General features: G+C 73.8%; 16 protein-coding genes and 1 pseudogene. 10 read left to right on the top strand and 7 right to left on the bottom strand.

The window, feature by feature from the left end; genetic code table 11:
• Window positions 1-11: 11 nt before the first annotated feature.
• The 7 genes from ribH to ABD946_RS06540 all read left to right on the top strand — a co-directional run bounded on the left by ribH (window position 12) and on the right by ABD946_RS06540 (window position 6,220).
• Window positions 12-497 carry a 6,7-dimethyl-8-ribityllumazine synthase gene (ribH, locus tag ABD946_RS06570; protein WP_345281002.1) on the top strand — a complete coding sequence of 162 codons (486 nt, stop codon included), beginning with the start codon at window positions 12-14 and terminating at the stop codon, window positions 495-497.
• A 121-nt stretch (window positions 498-618) separates the two neighbouring features.
• Window positions 619-891 carry a phosphoribosyl-ATP diphosphatase gene (locus ABD946_RS06565; RefSeq protein WP_345281000.1) on the top strand — a complete coding sequence of 91 codons (273 nt, stop codon included), beginning with the start codon at window positions 619-621 and terminating at the stop codon, window positions 889-891.
• Between the two features lie 54 nt (window positions 892-945).
• On the top strand, window positions 946-1,794 hold the full coding sequence (gene hisG / locus ABD946_RS06560) for an ATP phosphoribosyltransferase (protein WP_345280998.1): 849 nt from the start codon (window positions 946-948) through the stop codon (window positions 1,792-1,794).
• Window positions 1,795-1,913: 119 nt separating this feature from the next.
• Entirely contained in the window at window positions 1,914-2,372 is a 459-nt protein-coding gene (locus ABD946_RS06555; protein ID WP_345280996.1) for a PH domain-containing protein, read from the top strand.
• Between the two features lie 137 nt (window positions 2,373-2,509).
• A complete protein-coding gene (locus tag ABD946_RS06550; protein WP_345280995.1) occupies window positions 2,510-3,829 on the top strand; it encodes a hemolysin family protein in 1,320 nt (439 codons plus the stop codon).
• On the top strand, window positions 3,826-4,860 hold the full coding sequence (locus ABD946_RS06545; RefSeq protein ID WP_345280993.1) for a hemolysin family protein: 1,035 nt from the start codon (window positions 3,826-3,828) through the stop codon (window positions 4,858-4,860). Before ABD946_RS06550 ends, ABD946_RS06545 begins: the two co-directional genes overlap by 4 nt.
• A gap of 163 nt (window positions 4,861-5,023) precedes the next feature.
• The gene (locus ABD946_RS06540; RefSeq protein ID WP_345280991.1) at window positions 5,024-6,220 is read left to right on the top strand and encodes a C40 family peptidase; all 1,197 of its coding nucleotides are present in this window, start codon (window positions 5,024-5,026) and stop codon (window positions 6,218-6,220) included.
• Here ABD946_RS06540 and ABD946_RS06535 read toward each other — a convergent pair.
• From ABD946_RS06535 to ABD946_RS06525, 3 genes are all read right to left on the bottom strand, one after another.
• Window positions 6,211-8,109, bottom strand: a complete 1,899-nt coding sequence (locus ABD946_RS06535; RefSeq protein ID WP_345280990.1) for a PP2C family protein-serine/threonine phosphatase — start codon at window positions 8,107-8,109, stop codon at window positions 6,211-6,213. The two genes, ABD946_RS06540 and ABD946_RS06535, sit on opposite strands and share 10 nt — an antisense overlap.
• A 187-nt stretch (window positions 8,110-8,296) precedes the next feature.
• Window positions 8,297-10,165, bottom strand: a complete 1,869-nt coding sequence (locus ABD946_RS06530) for an AAA family ATPase (RefSeq protein WP_345280988.1) — start codon at window positions 10,163-10,165, stop codon at window positions 8,297-8,299.
• A gap of 242 nt (window positions 10,166-10,407) precedes the next feature.
• Window positions 10,408-11,025: a uridine kinase family protein gene (locus tag ABD946_RS06525; protein ID WP_345280986.1), complete on the bottom strand. Its 618-nt coding sequence runs from the start codon at window positions 11,023-11,025 to the stop codon at window positions 10,408-10,410.
• 238 nt (window positions 11,026-11,263) lie between these two features.
• On the opposite strand from ABD946_RS06525, the gene ABD946_RS06520 reads away from it, so the two are divergent.
• Window positions 11,264-12,427: an acyl-CoA dehydrogenase family protein gene (locus tag ABD946_RS06520; RefSeq protein ID WP_345280984.1), complete on the top strand. Its 1,164-nt coding sequence runs from the start codon at window positions 11,264-11,266 to the stop codon at window positions 12,425-12,427.
• Window positions 12,428-12,523: 96 nt separating this feature from the next.
• Here ABD946_RS06520 and ABD946_RS06515 read toward each other — a convergent pair whose 3' ends face one another.
• From ABD946_RS06515 to ABD946_RS06500, 4 genes are all read right to left on the bottom strand, one after another.
• Window positions 12,524-12,955: a hypothetical protein gene (locus ABD946_RS06515; RefSeq protein WP_345280982.1), complete on the bottom strand. Its 432-nt coding sequence runs from the start codon at window positions 12,953-12,955 to the stop codon at window positions 12,524-12,526.
• A 267-nt stretch (window positions 12,956-13,222) separates the two neighbouring features.
• Window positions 13,223-13,558: a DUF6204 family protein gene (locus tag ABD946_RS06510; RefSeq protein WP_345280980.1), complete on the bottom strand. Its 336-nt coding sequence runs from the start codon at window positions 13,556-13,558 to the stop codon at window positions 13,223-13,225.
• Window positions 13,555-14,253, bottom strand: coding sequence for a TetR/AcrR family transcriptional regulator (locus ABD946_RS06505; RefSeq protein WP_345280978.1), 699 nt, complete (start codon window positions 14,251-14,253; stop codon window positions 13,555-13,557). Before ABD946_RS06505 ends, ABD946_RS06510 begins: the two co-directional genes overlap by 4 nt.
• Window positions 14,254-14,329: 76 nt before the next feature.
• Entirely contained in the window at window positions 14,330-15,547 is a 1,218-nt protein-coding gene (locus ABD946_RS06500; protein WP_345280976.1) for a serine hydrolase domain-containing protein, read from the bottom strand.
• A gap of 161 nt (window positions 15,548-15,708) precedes the next feature.
• Here ABD946_RS06500 and ABD946_RS06495 point away from each other — a divergent pair, with 161 nt between their 5' ends.
• Window positions 15,709-16,149, top strand: coding sequence for an Lrp/AsnC family transcriptional regulator (locus ABD946_RS06495; RefSeq protein WP_345280974.1), 441 nt, complete (start codon window positions 15,709-15,711; stop codon window positions 16,147-16,149).
• A 30-nt stretch (window positions 16,150-16,179) separates the two neighbouring features.
• Window positions 16,180-16,906, top strand: a pseudogene (locus tag ABD946_RS06490) (amidohydrolase family protein); the annotation flags it as partial.
• Between the last annotated feature and the right edge of the window lie 425 nt (window positions 16,907-17,331).

Below are 17,331 nucleotides of genomic sequence, written 5' to 3'. Positions count from 1 at the left end.
GGACCACCCACGTGAGCGGCCACGGAGCCCCCGAGCTGACCCTCAAGAACTGCGCCGACCTGCGGGTCGCGGTGATCGCCGCGCAGTGGCACCAGCAGGTGATGGACGGCCTGCTGGACGGCGCGCACCGCGCGCTCAAGGAGCTCGGCATCGAGGAGCCGACCATCGTCCGGGTGCCCGGCACCTTCGAACTCCCGGTCGCCGCCAAGGTGCTGGCCGAGCGCGGCTACGACGCCGTGGTCGCGCTCGGCGTGGTCATCCGTGGCGGCACCCCGCACTTCGACTACGTCTGCCAGGGCGCCACCATCGGCCTGACCGACGTCAGCGTGCAGACCGGCGTCCCGGTCGGCTTCGGCGTGCTGACCTGCGACAACGAGCAGCAGGCGCTGGACCGCGCCGGCCTGCCCGGCTCGGCCGAGGACAAGGGCCACGAGGCCGTCACCGCGGCGGTCGCCACTGCCGCCGCGCTGCGCTCCGTCTCCGAGCCCTGGCGCTGACCCGGCGCTGAGCCGGCGCTGACCCGGTGGCGGGCCGGCGTACGCCGGACGTCCAGCGGAGTGTCCACGCTCCGGAATCGTTTACCGTCCGTCAGCCCGCAAGCCGTAAGGTGAGCCCATCATGGCTTCGAAGACATTCGAGGAGCTGTTCACCGAGCTCCAGCAGAAGGCCGCCACGGCCGACCCCTCGACCTCCCGCACCGCGCAGCTCGTCCAGCAGGGCGTCCATGCGATCGGCAAGAAGGTCGTCGAGGAGGCGGCCGAGGTCTGGATGGCCGCCGAGTACCAGTCCACCGAGGAGACGGCGGAGGAGATCTCGCAGCTCCTCTACCACCTTCAGGTGATGATGGTCGCGCGCGGGCTGACGCTGGACGACGTCTACAAGTACCTCTGAAACACCCTCAGTACTCCGGAACACCCACACCTCCCGATGAAGGGCTCCTCTCTCATGCTGCGCATCGCCGTCCCCAACAAGGGTTCGCTCTCGGGTCCCGCGGCGGAGATGCTCCATGAGGCCGGCTACCGCCAGCGCAAGGACCCCAAGGAGCTGGTGCTGGTCGACCCGGAGAACCAGGTCGAGTTCTTCTTCCTCCGCCCGCGCGACATCGCCGTCTACGTCGGCTCCGGCCGCCTCGACGTCGGCATCACCGGCCGGGACCTGCTGCTGGACTCCGCCTCGGACGCCGAGGAGGTTCTGGCGCTGGGCTTCGGCGGCTCGACCTTCCGGTTCGCCAAGCCGGTCGGCGTGGAGGTCGCGGACGTGCAGGGCCTGGAGGGCCTGCGGATCGCCACCTCCTACACCGGCCTGGTCGAGCAGCACCTGGCCGAGCACGGCGTGAAGGCCACCGTCACCAAGCTGGACGGCGCGGTGGAGACCGCGGTCCAGCTCGGCGTGGCCGACGTGATCGCCGACGTGGTGGAGACCGGCACCAGCCTGCGCAACGCCGGTCTGGAGATCTTCGGCGAGCCGATCCTGGTCTCCGACGCGGTGGTCATCCGGCCCAAGGGCGCGGGCGAGGACGCCCGGGTCGAGGGCTTCCTTCGCCGGCTGCAGGGCGTGCTGGTGGCCCGCCGCTACGTGCTGATGGACTACGACATCCGGGCCGAGAAGGTCAGCGAGGCCGTCGCCCTGACGCCGGGCCTGGAGTCGCCGACCGTCTCGCCGCTGCACACCGAGGGCTGGGTCGCGGTCCGCTCCATGGTGCTGCGCAAGGAGGCCCAGCGGATCATGGACGACCTCTGGGCGATCGGTGCCCGGGCCATCCTGGTCACCAACATCCACGCCTGCCGCATCTGAGCCGGGCCCTCTGAGCCCGGCGCGTCCGGGCCTGCCGTCTCGGAGCGTGTAAGCACCTCGTAGGGTGGGACGTCGTCAGCGACGTCCCACCCTTCGGCTTTCCCCGTCTGGAGAACCACGTGTCCAGCCCCGCCGCCCCGCCCGCCGTCGACCTGCCCGTCACCTGGGCCCCGCGCCGCAACCGGGTCGTGCTCGCGGTGATCTGCGCCGTCTTCCTGGTGCTCTTCACCACCATGGCCGTGGCCCTGCCGCCGCACTGGCACTTCAACGACCGGGTGGCGATGTTCTGCTCAGGCCTGCTGTTCGCCTCGGTCGGCGTGATGCTCGCCCGCCCGCAGGTGAAGGCCGACGCGGAGGGGGTCACGGTGACCAACTTCGTCCGCAGCCACCGGTTGAGCTGGGCCCAGGTCGTCCGGGTGAACTTCCGTCAGGGCGACCCCTGGGTGACCCTCGACCTGTCCGACGGCACCGCGCTGGCCGCCGTCGGCATCCAGGCGGGCGGCGGCCGCGCGCAGGCCGTCCGGGCCGCCCGGGCCCTGCGTGACCTGGTGGAGCACCGGGGCGCGGCGCGGGTCTGACGGGTCCTCCGTTCCCGTACGGCCATCGTCTACGCTGGCCGGTGACCCTTACGACCTGAGGAGTGACACCTCCCCTCGATGGACGATCCGTCCGGTAGCAGTACCGACGCCGCCTCTCCCGACCGGGAGGCGGCACCGTGACCACCGCCTGGCTGCTGCTGCTCGCGGCCCTGCTGCTGATCCTCGCCAACGGCCTGTTCGTGGCCGCCGAGTTCGCCCTCGTCACGGTCGACCGGGGGACGATCGAACGCTCCGCCGCCGAGGGGGACCGCAGGGCGCAGCGCGTGCAGAAGGCGCAGCGGCAGCTCTCCTTCCAGCTCTCCGGGGCCCAACTCGGCATCACCGTCACCTCCCTGGTGGTCGGCATGCTCGCCGAGCCCGCCCTCTCGGTGCTGCTCGCTCCCGTGCTCACCGGCCTCGGCGTGCCGGAGACCGCCGCGCACGGCCTCGCGGTGGCGGTCGGGATGGCGCTGGCCACCGTGGTGCAGATGGTGACGGGCGAGCTGGTGCCGAAGAACTGGGCCATCTCCCACCCGGTGCAGGTCGCCTACGCGGTGGTCGGCCCGCAGCGGGTCTTCTCCGCCGTCTGCCGCCCGCTGATCCGCCTCCTGAACGGCTCCGCCGACCGGATGGTCCGGGCGCTCGGCATCGAGCCGCAGGAGGAGCTGGACCACGCCCGCACCCCCGAGGAGCTGGTCTCACTGGCCCGGCACTCCGCCAAGGAGGGGGCGCTGGACGAGCAGTCGGCCAAGCTCTTCGTGAAGACCCTGGCGCTGGCCGAGCTCACCGCCGGGAGCGTGATGACCCCGAGGATCGACGTCGCCGCCCTCCAGCGCGACGCCACCGCCTCTGACGTGCTCAACCTGACCAGGGCCACCGGCTACTCCCGCTTCCCGGTCTACGCCGAGGGCCTGGACGAGGTCACCGGCACCGTCACCCTCAAGGACGCGCTGGCCGTGGCGGCCGAGCGCCGCCCGAGCATCCGGGTGGCCCAACTCGCCCACCCCGCCCTGCTGGTGCCCGAGACGCTGCCCTGCGAGGAGCTGCTCGACCGGCTGCGGCGCGAGCAGCCGATGGCCGTCGTGGTGGACGAGTACGGCGGCACCGCCGGGGTGGTCACCCTGGAGGACATCGTCGAGGAGATCGTCGGCGAGGTGCAGGACGAGCACGACCTCGCCGACCTGCCCGACCTGCGGCCCCTGCCGGCCCAGGACGGCCTGCCCGCCTGGGATGCCGACGGTCGGGCCCGGCTCGACCAGCTGGAGGCGATCGGCCTGCACGCACCCGACGGCCCGTACGAGACGCTCGGCGGACTGCTCTCCGACCTGCTCGGCAAGCTCCCGGCTCCCGGTGAGGAGGCGTCACTGCCCGGCTGGCGGTTCACCGTGCTCGCCGTGGAGCGGCACCGCACCAGCCGGGTGCTGGTGCGGCGCACCGCCGAGGGGAGGGACGCATGAGCGTCCTGCAACTGGCCGCATCGCTGCTCCTGCTGCTGGGCAACGCCTTCTTCGTCGGCGCCGAGTTCGCCGTCATCTCGGTGCGGCGCAGCCAGATCGAACCGCTGGCGGAGGCCGGCAACCGCCGGGCGCGGACGGTGCTGCACGCGCTGTCGAACGTCTCGGCGATGCTGGCCGCCGCCCAACTCGGCATCACCGTCTGCTCGTTGTTGTTGGGCGCGCTGGCCGAGCCGACCATCGCCGGCCTGCTGGAGGGGCCGTTGACGGCGGTCGGGATCCCGGAGCAGCTGATCCACCCGATCGGCTACGCGGTGGCGCTGGCGGTGGTGGTCTTCCTGCACATGGTGGTCGGCGAGATGGTGCCGAAGAACATCGCCCTGGCCGGGCCGGAGAAGGCCGCCCTCTGGCTCGGCCCACCGCTGGACCGGCTGGCGCGCTGGCTCTCACCCGTGATCCGCTTCCTGAACGCCCTCGCCAACGGCGTGCTGCGGCTGTTCCGGGTCGAGCCCAAGGACGAGGTCGAGTCGGTCTTCACCACGGAGCAGCTGCTCTACCTGCTGACCGACTCCAGGGAGGCCGGGCTGCTGGACGAACAGCGGCAGGAACGGCTGGAGGACGCCCTGGAGTTGGGGGTGCGGCCGGTCACCGACGTCCTGCTGGCCCCGGACCAGCTGGTCACGGTCGGGCCGGCGGTGACGGCCGCCGAGATCGAGGACCTCGCGGTGCGGACCGGCTTCTCGCGCTTCCCCGTCCTCGACGGGGCCGGGCAGGTGCGGGGCTACCTGCACGTCAAGGATGCTCTGGACGTGGACGACCGCGAGGCCCCGGTGCCGGAGCGGCTCTGGCGGCCCGTCACCGTACTGCGCGGGTCGCTGCCGCTGGACGACGCGCTGGCCGCCATGCAGCGGGCCGCCTCGCACCTGGCCGCGGTGGTGGACCAGGACGGGAGGGCACTGGGGCTGGTGGCCCTGGAGGACGTCCTGGAGGAGCTGGTCGGCGAGATGCACGACCCGGACCACCGGCGGCCGTAGCGGGGACGGGGCGGCGGTGCGCGGCCGGGGGCGGTTCGGCCGAACGCGTGGACGGGGTGGGCCGGACGGAGTGCCTCCCGTGACCCGGGCCGGGGGCGGGGTGAGCATGGCCGACGGTACGCGGGCGGCAAGGCGCTCGGCGGCCGGGCGAAGGGAAGACCGGATGACGGTCGGTCAGGGCGGTGCCCCGGGTCAGCGGGCGCTCCGGCGTTCGGCGGTCGCGACGGCGGTGGCGGTCGCCCTCTGGGCGGGCCCGCTCGGCGCCCTCGCCCACGCGGACCCGGGGCCCCCGCCGACCGGCACCCGGCCCGGAGCGGCCCGCGTGCCGGGGCCGTTCGCCCAGCCAGGCGACTTCGCCCGGCCCGGTGATCCGGCCGCGGTGGTGCCGCAGCCCGGGGTGTCCGCGCTCCCGGCGGCCGAGATCGGCGACCCGGTGCTGGTGCGGCTCGCCCTGGACATCGCCGAACTGCGGCCCGCCGCCGGCGCGGCGCGGGTGCTGGCGGAGCGTCAGGCCGGCGAGGCGGCCGGCCTTCGGCGGGCCGCCGACGTGCTCGGCGCCGAGCGGGCGGCGGCGGGGGCCCGGCTCCAGGACGGCGAACTGGGAGCGGCGCAGCTGGCGGGCTCCGACTACCGGGGGCAGGGCCTCTCCGGCTTCCTGCGGCTGCTGGTCACCGGGCCGACGGCGCTGGTGCCCGACGGCGTGCCGATGGCCGGGGCGCGGGCCCAGGCCGAACTGGTCCGGCAGCTGCGCGGCACCTACGCCGAGGTCAGCGGGCGGCAGGAGGCGGCGGAGCGGGCGGCGCAGGAGGCGGGGGCGGCGGCCGGGGCGAGCCGGGCCGCACAGGCGGACCTGGAGCGGCGGCTGGCCGACACGGTGGCGGAGCTGGCGCGGGACGCACGGGCGAAGGCGGCACCCGGCGGCGGGGTGACGATGGTTCAGGCGGAGGACTCGGCCGCGCTGCCGGAGACGGACGCCGCACCGAGCGGGGCGGGGGCGCGGGCGATCGCCGAGGCGCTGGGGCAGCTCGGCCGCCCGTACGTCTGGGGCGGCGCCGGCCCCGAGGTCTTCGACTGCTCCGGCCTCACCTCCTGGGCCTGGCAGCACGCTGGGACCCCCATCCCGCGCACCAGCCAGGACCAGTGGGCGGGACTGACCCGCGTCCCCCTCCACGAGCTCCGCCCGGGCGACCTGGTCATCTACGACCCCGGCGCCACCCACGTCTCGATGTACCTCGGCGGCGGCCTGGTCGTCCACGCCCCCCACCCCGGGACCGTCGTCAAGATCGCCCCGCTCGGCCTCCTGCCCGTCCTCGGCGCGGTCCGCCCGGACGCCGACCCGCGGTCGGGCCCTCAGGACTGACGGGCCAACAGCAGCACGGTGGCGTCGTCCTGGTGGCCGGTCGCCCCGGCGAGCGGGAGCAGCCGGTCGGCCAGGGGTTCCAGGGAATCCCCGGGCCAGGCCGAGAGTACGGCGCCGAGCGCCGCCAGGCCCTGCTCCAGGGGGAGTGCGGGCCCTTCCACCAGGCCGTCGGTGCAGAGCGCCAGCAGGGCGCCGGGCGGGAGGTCGACCGGTTCGGTGGGGTACCCCTGGCCCGGCAGGACACCGAGCGGCAGACCTCCGGTGACGTTCTCGGTCCGGACGGCGCCGTCGGGGCCGACCACCAGCAGCGGGGGGTGCGCGGCGCGGGCGACCAGGGTGGAGCCGGTGCGCGGGTCGAGCCGCAGCAGGGTGCAGGTGGCGGTGGCCGAGACCGGGAAGCGGTCCAGGAAGTCGTTGACCAGACCGAGCACCGTACCCGGGTCGGGGGAGCCCAGGGAGTACGCCCGCACCAGGGTGCGCAGCCGGGCCATCAGCGGGGCGGCGTGCGCGCCGTGGCCCTGGACGTCGCCGACGCAGACCATCACCGTGCCGTCGCGCAGGTCGATCAGGTCGTACCAGTCACCGCCGAGGCCGAGGTCGTGCTGGGCCGGCAGGTGACGGACCGTCACGGTCAGGCCGTCCACGGCGTCCGGCGGAAGCGGCGCGGCGCCGGCCTGGAACGCGTCGGCCAGGTCGAGGTACGGCTGGGTGCGGCCGGTGCGCGCCAGTGCCTGCCCGGCCAGCCGGGCCACCTCGCGGACCGCGGCGACGGCGGTCGGTGCCAGGCCGTCCGGGCCCTCGTGGCCCAGCGCCCACGCGCCGAGCGGTGTGCCGCCGGGCTCGGTGAGCGGCAGGATGCTCCAGGAACGCGTCCGGGGCTCGGCCACCAGGGTGCCGCCGTCCGGGGCCAGGGCCAGGTACTCGTCCCGGGTGAGGAAGCTGGGCCGCCCGGTGCGGGCCACCACCGCCAGCGGCAGGGCGGCGTCCAGCGGCACCACCCAGGGAGCGCCGTGCCCGGCCGGCGGCTCGGGCCGCCGCTCGATCCGCAGCCGCCGCCCCCGGTCGCCGTCCAGCAGGCCGACGGTGGCCTGGGTCGCGCCGATCAGCGCCGGGAACCGCTCCAGCAGCAGGTCCGCCACCCGCTCCTGGGACGGCGCCAGCAGGAGCTCCTCGGCCGGGCGGCGCACCCGGCGGGCGATCCGGGCCCCCTCGTCGGACCTTCCGTCGACCGGCCCGCCGTCGAGCGCCGCGCTCACCCCGACCAGCAGCGGGCGGCCCATCACCGTGAACGAGCAGGCCCAGGTGAGCAGCCAGCGCCAGCCGCCGTCGTCGCCCTGGAAGCGGAAGTGCGCCTGGACGGTGCGGCCGGGCTGCTCGGTGGCGTCCAGCTGGAGGCTCAGCAGGTCCGGGACGTCGTCCGGATGCACCCGGGCCAGGAACTCCGCGATCGTCAACTGTCGGGCCCCGGGCACCCCGTAGAGCAGGGCGGCGGAGTCGTCCCGCTGGTTCACCCCCTCCGTCGGGTCGGCGCACCACAGGCCGAGCGGGGTGCGCTCCAGCAGCCATTCGCGCGGGCCGGTGCCGATCAGCAGCTCCACCACGGGCAGCTCCGGGGCCGAGGTGAGCACCGGCCGGGCCCGGACCCAGACCGACTGGGCCGGTCCGCCCTCGGCGGAGGTGGCCAGCAGGGCGGGCACCAGTCCGCCGTCCGGTGCGGCCAGCAGCCCGGCGACCTTCTCGCCCGAGGCGGGTTCGAACAGCCGCGAGGCCGGCTGCCCGAGCACCCGCGCGGCCGGCAGACCGCCCACCGTCGCCTCCTGCGGGCAGACCGCGGCCACCCGTCCCTGACGGTCCACCAGCAGCGACACCGCCTGCACGACCCGGTCCACGCTGCTCCTCACCCTGGGCGGCCCCTCCGACCGAGCCTGCCACCGGACGGGCGGCCCGGCACGGTGTCGCCTCCGGTGGGGTGAGGAGGGTGCCGGAGGGGCGGCGTGAGGGGCGTGGTGGGTGACTGACGGACTGCTGCCTTCGGCCCCGCCTGAGGCGGGTACGCGATCCCGCCGCAGGCGGGGGTCAGCGGCGGGCGTCGATGAGTTCGCCGTAGGCCTGCATGAGGTCGGGGAGGCGGAGGGTGATCAGGTCCTCGCGGCCGGGGGTGGTGGTGAGGGTGGAGAGGCGCAGGTCGCGGTAGGCGCAGGACTTCTCGTAGAGGGTGCGGATGAAGCGGCCGTTGCCGAGGTTGTCGATCCAGCCCTCGGCGACCACGTGGGTGCAGATGCTGGCCAGCTCCTCCGCGGCGTCCGGGTCCCAGCCGTCGCCGCTGCCGGCGGCGAGGGTGCGGCCGATGGCGGTGAGTTCGGCGGGGCGGTAGCTGGGGAAGTCGACCCGGGTGGTGAAGCGGGAGTTGAGGCCGGGGTTGGTGGCGAGCAGGCGGTTCATGCCCTCGGGGTAGCCGGCCAGGATGACGACCAGGCGGTCGCGGTTGTCCTCGGCGCGCTTGAGCAGGACCTGGAGCGCCTCGTCCCCGTAGGCGTCGCCCTGGCTGTAGCCGGAGTTGGAGAGGCTGTAGGCCTCGTCGATGAAGAGGACGCCGTCCAGCGCGGAGTCGATCAGCTCGTTGGCCTTGACCGCCGTCTGCCCGAGGTACTCGCCGACCAGGTCGGCGCGCTGGGCCTCCACCAGGTGGTCGCCGGAGAGCAGGCCGAGCGCGTGGAAGACCTGGCCGAGGATCCGCGCGACGGTGGTCTTGCCGGTGCCGGAGGGGCCGGAGAAGACGAAGTGCCGCTTGGGCGGGGCGACCGGCAGCGACTGGTCGGCCCGCAGCCGGGACATCCGCAACTGGGCCGAGAGCGCCCGGACCTGACGCTTCACCGGGTCCAGCCCGACCATCTGCTCCAGCTGGGCGAGCGCCGCCTCCAGGCCGTCGCTGCCGCCGGAGCGCAGCGGCACCGGGCCGGACGGCGGAGCGGCGCCGGCGGCGGTGGCCCGGACCGGCGTCTGGGTGGGCTCGGGCGTGGTCTCGGGCTCCGGTGCCTGCTCGGGCGAGGCGGAGGCCGCAGGCTCGGCCGGGGGAGCGACGGGGGGTTCGGCGGGCTCCGCGGCGTCGAGGAACTCCTCGTCGGGGAAGGGGAGTTCGCCCGAGGTGAGGGCGGGCAGCAGCAGTTCGTCGAGCACCCCGTCCTCGGTGGCGATGGCGGCCAGCCGGGCGGCGGTGTCCATGAAGCCGGGGTCGGCGCGGTGCACGGCGCGGTAGAGCGGGAGGGCGGCTGCGCTGCGCCCGGCGCCCTCGTAGGCGCGGGCCAGCCAGTAGCGCAGCTCCTTGCGCTGGGGCTGCTCGGAGCGGCAGCGGGCCAGCGAGACGGCCAGCGGGTGCTGGGCCTGGGCGCACATGTCGAGGCGGACCCGGGCCATGCCGGCGAACAACCCGGCCTCGATGCCGAGGAGTTGGTCGTCCAGCAGCGGCTCGGTGTCGCGGATCAGCTGCTCCCAGTCCTTGAGCAGGTAGGAGCGGCAGGCGTGCAGGAAGCGGACCGAGGGGTCGTCCTCGGGGGAGGAGCAGGAGGCCAGGGCGGTGTCCAGCTCCGCCAGGTGCCGGCCGTCCAGCCAGTGCGAGGCGTGCGCCAGCGCGAGGTCGCGGGCGTCCTCGAGGACGGGCTGCACCCACCAGCCGAGCCAGTACCAGGAGCTGAGCGGCCGCCGGTGCTGGGCGCGCTGCTCGCCGAAACGTTTCTGGTGGCGGTGCATCTCGACCAGTGCGGCGGAGGTGTCGCAGCGCAGCGCGTGCAGGCCGAGCCAGGCGTCCGCCATCCCCGGGTCGAGCCGCACGGCGGTGCGGAACTCCTCCTCCGCGCGCGCGTACGAGCCCGCGGCGTAGGCGTCCATCGCCCGCAGCCAGGCCCGGTCGGCCAGCCGGTCCGGCCCGGTGGAATCGGAACTCGCCATGACACTCAGCCCCCCGCCGTGTGCACCAGCACACCCCCTTGCGGAAATCGTACCGGTGGGAGGCTGATCCGGAAGGGTGGCGCGCGAAGCCAATCCGGCATCAAATCCGGTGGGGCGACGCGAGATTGGACGATCTTCGGCGGAGCGCCGGGAGGGGGACGGCACCTCCGGCTCACGGGGGAACAAGCCGGAGGTGCCGCGTCTGTGGTTGCGCGCTCAACCAACCGCGCGCTGAGCTGAACCTAAATGCTGCCGATCCCCCAGGTCAAGGGCCCTGCGGAGGTCTCACTTAGGGTGCCCTCAGCGATCCGGCCGGTGACTCCGTGCACCAGGAGATCGGCGTACGGACGGCTCGGGTCGGCGGCGAAGTGGGCCCGCTCGGCGACCGCCCAGCCGGCCCAGAAGCCGGCCAGCTCCGGCCCGTCCCGCAGTTCGCCGCGGGCCCGGGCGGCGGCCTGGCCCAGCTCCATCCAGACCAGCAGCGCCAGATCGGGCCGCACCTCGCGCCGTCCGGCGCCCACCCCCTCCAGCAGCACCACGGGCGCGGGCGGGACCTGACGGACCGTCGCGAACCGGCGCCCGACCCAGTCGTAGACCCGGTGCTCGGCGGTGCGGCCGCGCGCCAGCGGCTCCAGCACCTCGGTGCGCAGGCGCCGCGTCCAGCCGAACGGCTCCTCGTGGGTGGCCAGGTCGTCCAGGTGCACCACGGGGGCGCCGCCCAGCGCCTCGGCCAGGCGTCCGGCGAAGGTGGTCTTGCCCGAGCCCGCGTGCCCGTCGACGGCGACCAGCCGCACCGGGCCGAGCGACGGCGGCAGGGCGCGCAGCCGGTCGGCGAGCGGGGCGAGGTCGGCGGCGGTCACCGGCCCACTCTACGGGCGGCCGCAGGTCGCGGCCCCGCGGCCGGTTCTGACGTTGTGGCACCGGAGCTCGGGTGATGTGCCGTTCCGGACCGTGACGGCGCGCCCGGCATCGGGCATACTGCACAACGCCAAGCCCTGTGAACGAGCGTTCACCGCGATCCGGTGGTGCTCGGGCCGACCTGCCGCGCCGACCCGTACCCTCCGGGCCGGCGCCCGACCGAGGAGGCGACGAACCCTCATGACTTCCGCCGCTGCCAAGCCCGTGGACCGCCAGCTGCCGAGCGAGGAGGCCCGCGAGCTCCTCGCCCTGACCCGGGACCTGGTGCAGAACGAGCTCCGCCCCCGCGCGGCCGAGGACGAGGCCGCCAACCGCTTCCCGCGCGAGGTGTTCGCCACCCTCGGCGAGGCCGGGCTGCTCTCCCTCCCCTACGGCGAGGAGTACGGCGGCGGCGAGCAGCCGTACGAGGTCTACCTCCAGGTACTGGAGGAGCTGGCCGCCGGCTGGCTCGCGGTCGGCCTCGGCGTCAGCGTTCACACCCTCTCCTGCCACGCCCTGGCCACCTTCGGCTCCGAGGAGCAGAAGCGTCGCTGGCTGCCCGGCATGCTCGGCGGGGCCCAGCTCGGCGCCTACTGCCTCTCCGAGCCGCAGTCCGGCTCCGACGCGGCCGCGCTGCGCACCCGGGCCGAGAAGGACGGCGGCCAGTACGTGGTGAACGGCACCAAGGCCTGGATCACCCACGGCGGGCAGGCCGACTTCTACAGCTCGATGGTGCGCACCGGCGAGGACGGCCCGCGCGGGATCAGCTGCCTGCTGGTGCCGGGCGACGCCGAGGGCCTGTCGGCCGCGCCGCCGGAGCACAAGATGGGCATGCGCTCCTCGCCCACCGCCCAGCTGCACTTCGACGGCGTGCGGGTGGACGAGGACCGGCTGGTCGGCGAGGAGGGCCAGGGCTTCCAGATCGCCCTCTCCGCGCTGGACTCCGGCCGGCTGGGCATCGCCGCCTGCGCGATCGGCGTGGCCCAGGCCGCGCTGGACCTGGCGGTGGAGTACGCGGGCACCCGGCAGCAGTTCGGCCGCCCGATCGCCGAGTTCCAGGGCCTGTCCTTCATGCTGGCCGACATGGCCACCAAGATCGAGGCCGGGCGTTCGCTCTACCTCGCGGCGGCCCGCCGCCGGGACGCCGGGATGGCGTTCTCCAAGGAGGCCGCGATGGCCAAGCTGTTCTGCACCGACGCGGCGATGAGCGTCACGGTCGACGCCGTCCAGGTGCTCGGCGGCGCCGGCTACACCCAGGACTTCCCGGCCGAGCGCTACATGCGCGAGGCCAAGGTGCTGCAGATCGTGGAGGGCACCAACCAGATCCAGCGGCTGGTGATCGGGCGTCACCTCAGCGGCCGCTGAAGCGTGTGGTCACCACGGAGGGCGCCGGTCCGCACGGGGGGACCGGCGCCCTACGGGTTCGTACGAGGTTTCAGGGGCGTCGCGGCGGACGGGCGGTCAGTGCCGGACCAGGCCGCGCGAACGCTGCTGGGGCACCCGGGCGCGGCGCTCCAGCGGGCCCGAGCCCGGGGCGCCCGCGTGCGAGAACGGGTGGGTGCGCCAGTCGAAGTCGGCCGGCAGGCTGATCAGCTCCATGCCGTTCGGCTCGGCGTGCTCGGCCGAGTCGCACTCCGCGAGCTCGGCGGTCGGCGCGCCGGTGCCCGGGCAGAGCTGGGCGGAGAAGGGGTGCCAGGCGGTGGGCAGGACGGCGTGCTGCGGCAGCCGGTCCTCGTCGCCGAGCAGCGCGATCGGGCGGTCGCACTCGGGGCAGTGCACCCGGAAGATCTCCCAGGTCTCCATCTCGCCCGGGTCGACACCCGGGAAGTCCTCGAAGTCGAGGCGTTCGTGATCCTCCGCAGCGGTGCGGGAAGGCTGTTCGACAGCAGGCATGTGATCCCCCTCGGATCTGGCCCGGCCTTCGTCGGCCCCGGCCAAGAGCAGCACTTCCCGCTGACGGGGACTCATAACCCTGCGGAGGGCCGCAGTGTGATGCACACCGTGTGCTCTGGGCCACATTCACGCGGCATGTGCCACCTGCGCGCCCCTCGCGACCTCGTCACGACCTCGTCACGTCCTCCGCGCTTCCTCCTCGCGGGCCCGGCGCCGCTCCGGGCGCCGGCCAGGGCGGCGCGCCGGCCCCGGCCGCCGCTGCGGTCGTCAGCCCCGGCGGGGCCGGCGGATCTTCATGTCGTCCATGCTGGTGACCTGGCTGCGCAGTTCGCCGTGGCCGACCCCGCGGGCCGCCAGTGCCGCCGCGGCCCGCTCCTCGGCGGCCGGGCCCGCCGCCTCGTCCGCCAGCTCGGCCGGCTGGCGGACCACGCAGCGGTAGCTGAAGGCGTGCAGCTGCTCGTCGTAGACCAGGGTGCCCTCGTCGGTGAAGGCGGCGAACAGGTGGCTGTGCTGCGGGGCCCGCGCCAGCAGGGTGGTGCGGTGGTCCTCGTCGAGGTCGGCGAAGACGCCGCGGACGATCACGCGGTAGGTGCGCTCGGTCATGGGTGGTGCCCTTCCGGGGTGGTGGGGTCCTGCCCGGCGAGCAGGACGGCGAGTCCGTCGAGGAGGCGTTCGAGGCCGAACTCGAACCGCTCGTCCATGCCCGGGCCGGTCAGGGCGCCGGCCAGGGCGGTCAGGTGCGGGAAGTCCTCCGGCGGCAGCGCGGCCAGCTGAGCCCCGGCGGCGTCGGCGGCCGCCCGGCGGTCGGCGCCCATCGCCTCGGCGGCGGAGAGCGGCCCCTGCTCCTGGAGCACGAAGCCCTGGACGAACGCGCCCAGCAGGTAGTTGACCATCGCCGCGTCCGGGTCCGAGAACCCCGCCGCGCGCAGGCGCCCCAGCTGATCGTCCATCAGACGCAGCAGCGCCGGCCCGGGCGCCAGGCGCCCCGCCACCACCTTCGCCGCGTCCCGCCGGTCCAGCAGGTGGCGTCGGTACCGCAGGCAGTACTCCCGCAGCTGCTCCCGCCAACTCCCGTGCGGGGGCGGCGCCTCGGCATCGGTCATCAATGCGTCCGACAGGAGGTCGAGGATCTCCTCCTTGTTCCGCACGTGCCAGTAGAGCGAGGGTGCCTGCACCCCGAGCTCGGCCGCCACCTTGCGCATGGACAGCCCGTTCACGCCCTCGCGCTCCAGCACCAGCAGAGCGGCGGCGGCGATCGCCGGGCGGCTCAGCGGCGCGGGACCTTCGCTGCCGGGCATGGGCGTACCTCCTCTAACGGTGTAAGGGAGAATCTATCCCTTACACCGTTAGAGGGGTACGGATTTTCGGCCGGGCTCAGCCCCGGCCGAAGTCGGGGATGGGGTGGTCCGGGGCGAGGGCGGTGGCGATGCGCTGGGTGATGGTCTGGGCGGTGTGGCCGCCGGGGGTGTTCGGGCCCTTGGTGGTGGTGACGGCGATGGAGAGGTCGTCGCAGGGGAGGTGGGCCTGGGAGGCGGTGTAGCCGTAGAAGAGGGGGTGCTGGGAGATCCAGTCGCCGAGCACCACCACGCCCATGCCGTAGTGGGTGGCCTCGGTCTGGGGGAGGCAGACCGTCTCGGGGCAGCGCTTGGTCGGGTGGCCGAGGCCGACCGTGCCGGGGTTCAGGAGTTCCGCGCGGGAGGCCTCGGAGAGCAGCTCGCCGCCGCCGATGCCGCCGGCCGAGCGGGCCAGGTCGCAGATGTCGGTGGTCTGGACGGCGCCCGGGGCGGTGGTCCAGGAGGGGTTCCAGAAGGTGGACTCCTCGTAGGTGCCGCGTTCGGCGGTGAAGGCGTGCAGGACCGGGGCGGGGATGTCCGGGGTGGAGGAGTTCCTGGTCTCGGCCAGGCCCAGCCGGTCCAGCACCTTCTCCTGGAGCAGCTGCTCCAGGGGGGTGTGGGTGATCTTCTCCAACGCGGCCCCGAGCAGCACGAAGTTGGCGTGCGAGTAGCTCCAGTTGGTGCCCGGGTCGTACCAGGGGTGCTGGTGCAGCGAGACGTCCACCAGCTCCCGCGCCGTCCACTGCCGGAACGGGTCCGCGTACAGGCCCTCGCCGAAACCCGGGGAGGTCACGTAGTCGACCAGGCCGGAGGTGGAGGAGCCGAGCATCCGCAGGGTGATGCGCTCGCCGTCCGGCAGGTCCGGCAGCCAGGTGGAGACCGGGTCGTCCAGGCTCACCACGCCCTCGTCCACCAGCTGGAGCAGGGCGGTGCCCAGGTAGCTGATCGCGATGTTGCCGTTGCGGAAGTGCATGGCCGGCTCGGCCGGGACCCCGGTCATCGACTCGCCGAGGGCGGTGGTGATCAGCTCCCGGCCGCCCCGGCTCACCCGCAGGATCACCGAGTTGAGCCCCATCTCGGCCTTCGCCGCCTCGGCGATCCGCAGCACCTCGCGGGCCGGCCCCTCCTCGGGCACCTGCGAGCCGACGCAGGGCCGGTGGCGCGGCTCACCGGCCGTCGCGGTGGCCGGGACGGCGAGGGCGAGCAGCGCGGTGGCGGCGGCCAGGCGCAGCAGGGTGCCGGGGCGGGAGGCTCTCATGTGCCCAGTCTTCGGTCCGGGTACCCCCGATCCGGGCAGCGCACCGCGGACCCGCCGCCGCCGTCACCCGTCGGGCCCTGACCCGCCGTCAACCCGGCCGTGGCGGGAACCGGACGCCCGGTGTCGGCGGAACGTCACCGGGCGCGCTAGGTTTGCGCCTTGTGGAGGATCTCGACCAACGCATCGTCCGGCTGCTGCTCGAAGACGGCCGGATGAGCTACACGGACCTGGGCAAGGCCACCGGCCTGTCCACCTCGGCGGTGCACCAGCGGGTGCGGCGCCTGGAGCAGCGCGGCGTCATCCGCGGCTACACCGCCATCATCGACCCGGACGCGGTCGACCTGGCGCTGACCGCGTTCATCTCGGTGAAGCCCTTCGACCCGAGCAGCCCCGACGACACCCCCGAACGCCTCGCCGGGCTGCCGGAGATCGAGGCCTGCCACAGCGTCGCGGGCGACGAGAACTACATCCTCAAGGTCCGGGTCTCCGCCCCCGGCGACCTGGAGGACCTGCTCGCCCGCATCCGCAGCGCGGCCGGCGTCTCCACCCGCACCACCGTGGTGCTCTCCACCCCGTACGAGGCCCGACCCCCGAAGCTCTGACGGGAACCGTCCGGGTGCAGACTGGTGCCCATGAGCGCACCCACCACCCACCGCACCGTGCTGCTGCGCGGCGGTTCCGTCTACAGCCCCGCCGACCCGTTCGCCACCGCGATGCTGGCCGAGGGGGAACACATCGCCTGGGTCGGCAGCGACGGCGCCGCCGAGGCGTACGCGGCGACCGCCGACGAGGTGGTGGAGCTGGACGGCGCGCTGGTCACCCCCGCGTTCGTGGACGCCCACGTGCACGCCACCTCGGCCGGCCTGGCGCTGACCGGTCTCGACCTGACCGGCTGCCCCCTCGCTGGCCGAGGCCCTGGAGCGGATCGCCGCCTTCGCCGCGGCCGGTGAGGGCGTGCTGATCGGCCACGGCTGGGACGAGGCCAAGTGGCCCGAGGGCCGCGCCCCGAGCCTCGCCGAACTGGACGCGGCCGCCGGGGGAGCGGCCCTCTACCTCTCCCGCACCGACGTGCACTCCGCCCTGGCCTCCACCGCCCTGCGGGAGCTGACGGAGGGTCTGGCCTCGCTGCCCGGGTAACACCCCGAGGGCCCGGTGAGCCGGGACGCCCACCACGGCCGTCCGGCAGACCGCCCTCGCCGAGCTGACGGACGCTCAGCGCCGGGCCGCCCAGCGGGCCACCCTGCGCCGCGCCGCCGAGTCGGCATCGGGCGCTGCACGAGTGCGCCGGGCCCCAGATCTCCTCGAGCAGGACCTCGCCCCGCGCTGCTCGCGCTGGCCGCCGAGGGCGAGGGCCCGAGGTCTTCGGTACCTTTTTTTTTCCCCCTTTTTTTCCCCCTTTTTTTCCTTTTTTTCTTTTTTTTTTTTTTTTTTTTTCCCCTTTTTTTTTTTTTTTTTTTTTTTTTTTTTTGTTTTTTTTTTTTCTTTTTTTTTTTTTTTTTTTTTTTTTTTTTTTTTTTTTTTTTTTTTTTTTTTCCCTTTTTTTTTTCTTCTTCCCTTTTTTTTTTTTCTTTCTTTTCGGGCGAGCTCGCCCGGCGGGCGTCGAACGCCGGCGCCTGCGGCGCCCTCAGGGGGCGGCGGCGACCTCTTCGCGGGGACGGCGCGATCGGCTCGCGCAACCGACTTGCACTGCACGCGCCGTACGAGACGCCGACCCACACCACCGGTAACGCATACCTGACGGCCGCTCACGATCGCCGACCACGTCACGGCTGCACCGAGGCGGG

It is taken from the genome of Kitasatospora albolonga (genome assembly GCF_039535905.1).
Taxonomy (GTDB): Bacteria; Actinomycetota; Actinomycetes; order Streptomycetales; family Streptomycetaceae; genus Kitasatospora; species Kitasatospora albolonga.
This window is presented reverse-complemented; position numbering and strand designations above follow the sequence as displayed.

Bases quoted from the DNA above. Each gene is read 5' to 3' on its own strand.
- ABD946_RS06510 (WP_345280980.1), bottom strand. From the start codon at position 13,558: ATGACCGAGCGCACCTACCGCGTGATCGTCCGCGGCGTCTTCGCCGAC.
- ABD946_RS06520 (WP_345280984.1), top strand. From the start codon at position 11,264: ATGACTTCCGCCGCTGCCAAGCCCGTGGACCGCCAGCTGCCGAGCGAG.
- hisG (WP_345280998.1), top strand. From the start codon at position 946: ATGCTGCGCATCGCCGTCCCCAACAAGGGTTCGCTCTCGGGTCCCGCG.
- ABD946_RS06545 (WP_345280993.1), top strand. From the start codon at position 3,826: ATGAGCGTCCTGCAACTGGCCGCATCGCTGCTCCTGCTGCTGGGCAAC.
- ABD946_RS06500 (WP_345280976.1), bottom strand. From the start codon at position 15,547: ATGAGAGCCTCCCGCCCCGGCACCCTGCTGCGCCTGGCCGCCGCCACC.
- ABD946_RS06505 (WP_345280978.1), bottom strand. From the start codon at position 14,253: ATGCCCGGCAGCGAAGGTCCCGCGCCGCTGAGCCGCCCGGCGATCGCC.
- ABD946_RS06540 (WP_345280991.1), top strand. From the start codon at position 5,024: ATGACGGTCGGTCAGGGCGGTGCCCCGGGTCAGCGGGCGCTCCGGCGT.
- ABD946_RS06530 (WP_345280988.1), bottom strand. From the start codon at position 10,165: ATGGCGAGTTCCGATTCCACCGGGCCGGACCGGCTGGCCGACCGGGCC.
- ABD946_RS06515 (WP_345280982.1), bottom strand. From the start codon at position 12,955: ATGCCTGCTGTCGAACAGCCTTCCCGCACCGCTGCGGAGGATCACGAA.
- ABD946_RS06565 (WP_345281000.1), top strand. From the start codon at position 619: ATGGCTTCGAAGACATTCGAGGAGCTGTTCACCGAGCTCCAGCAGAAG.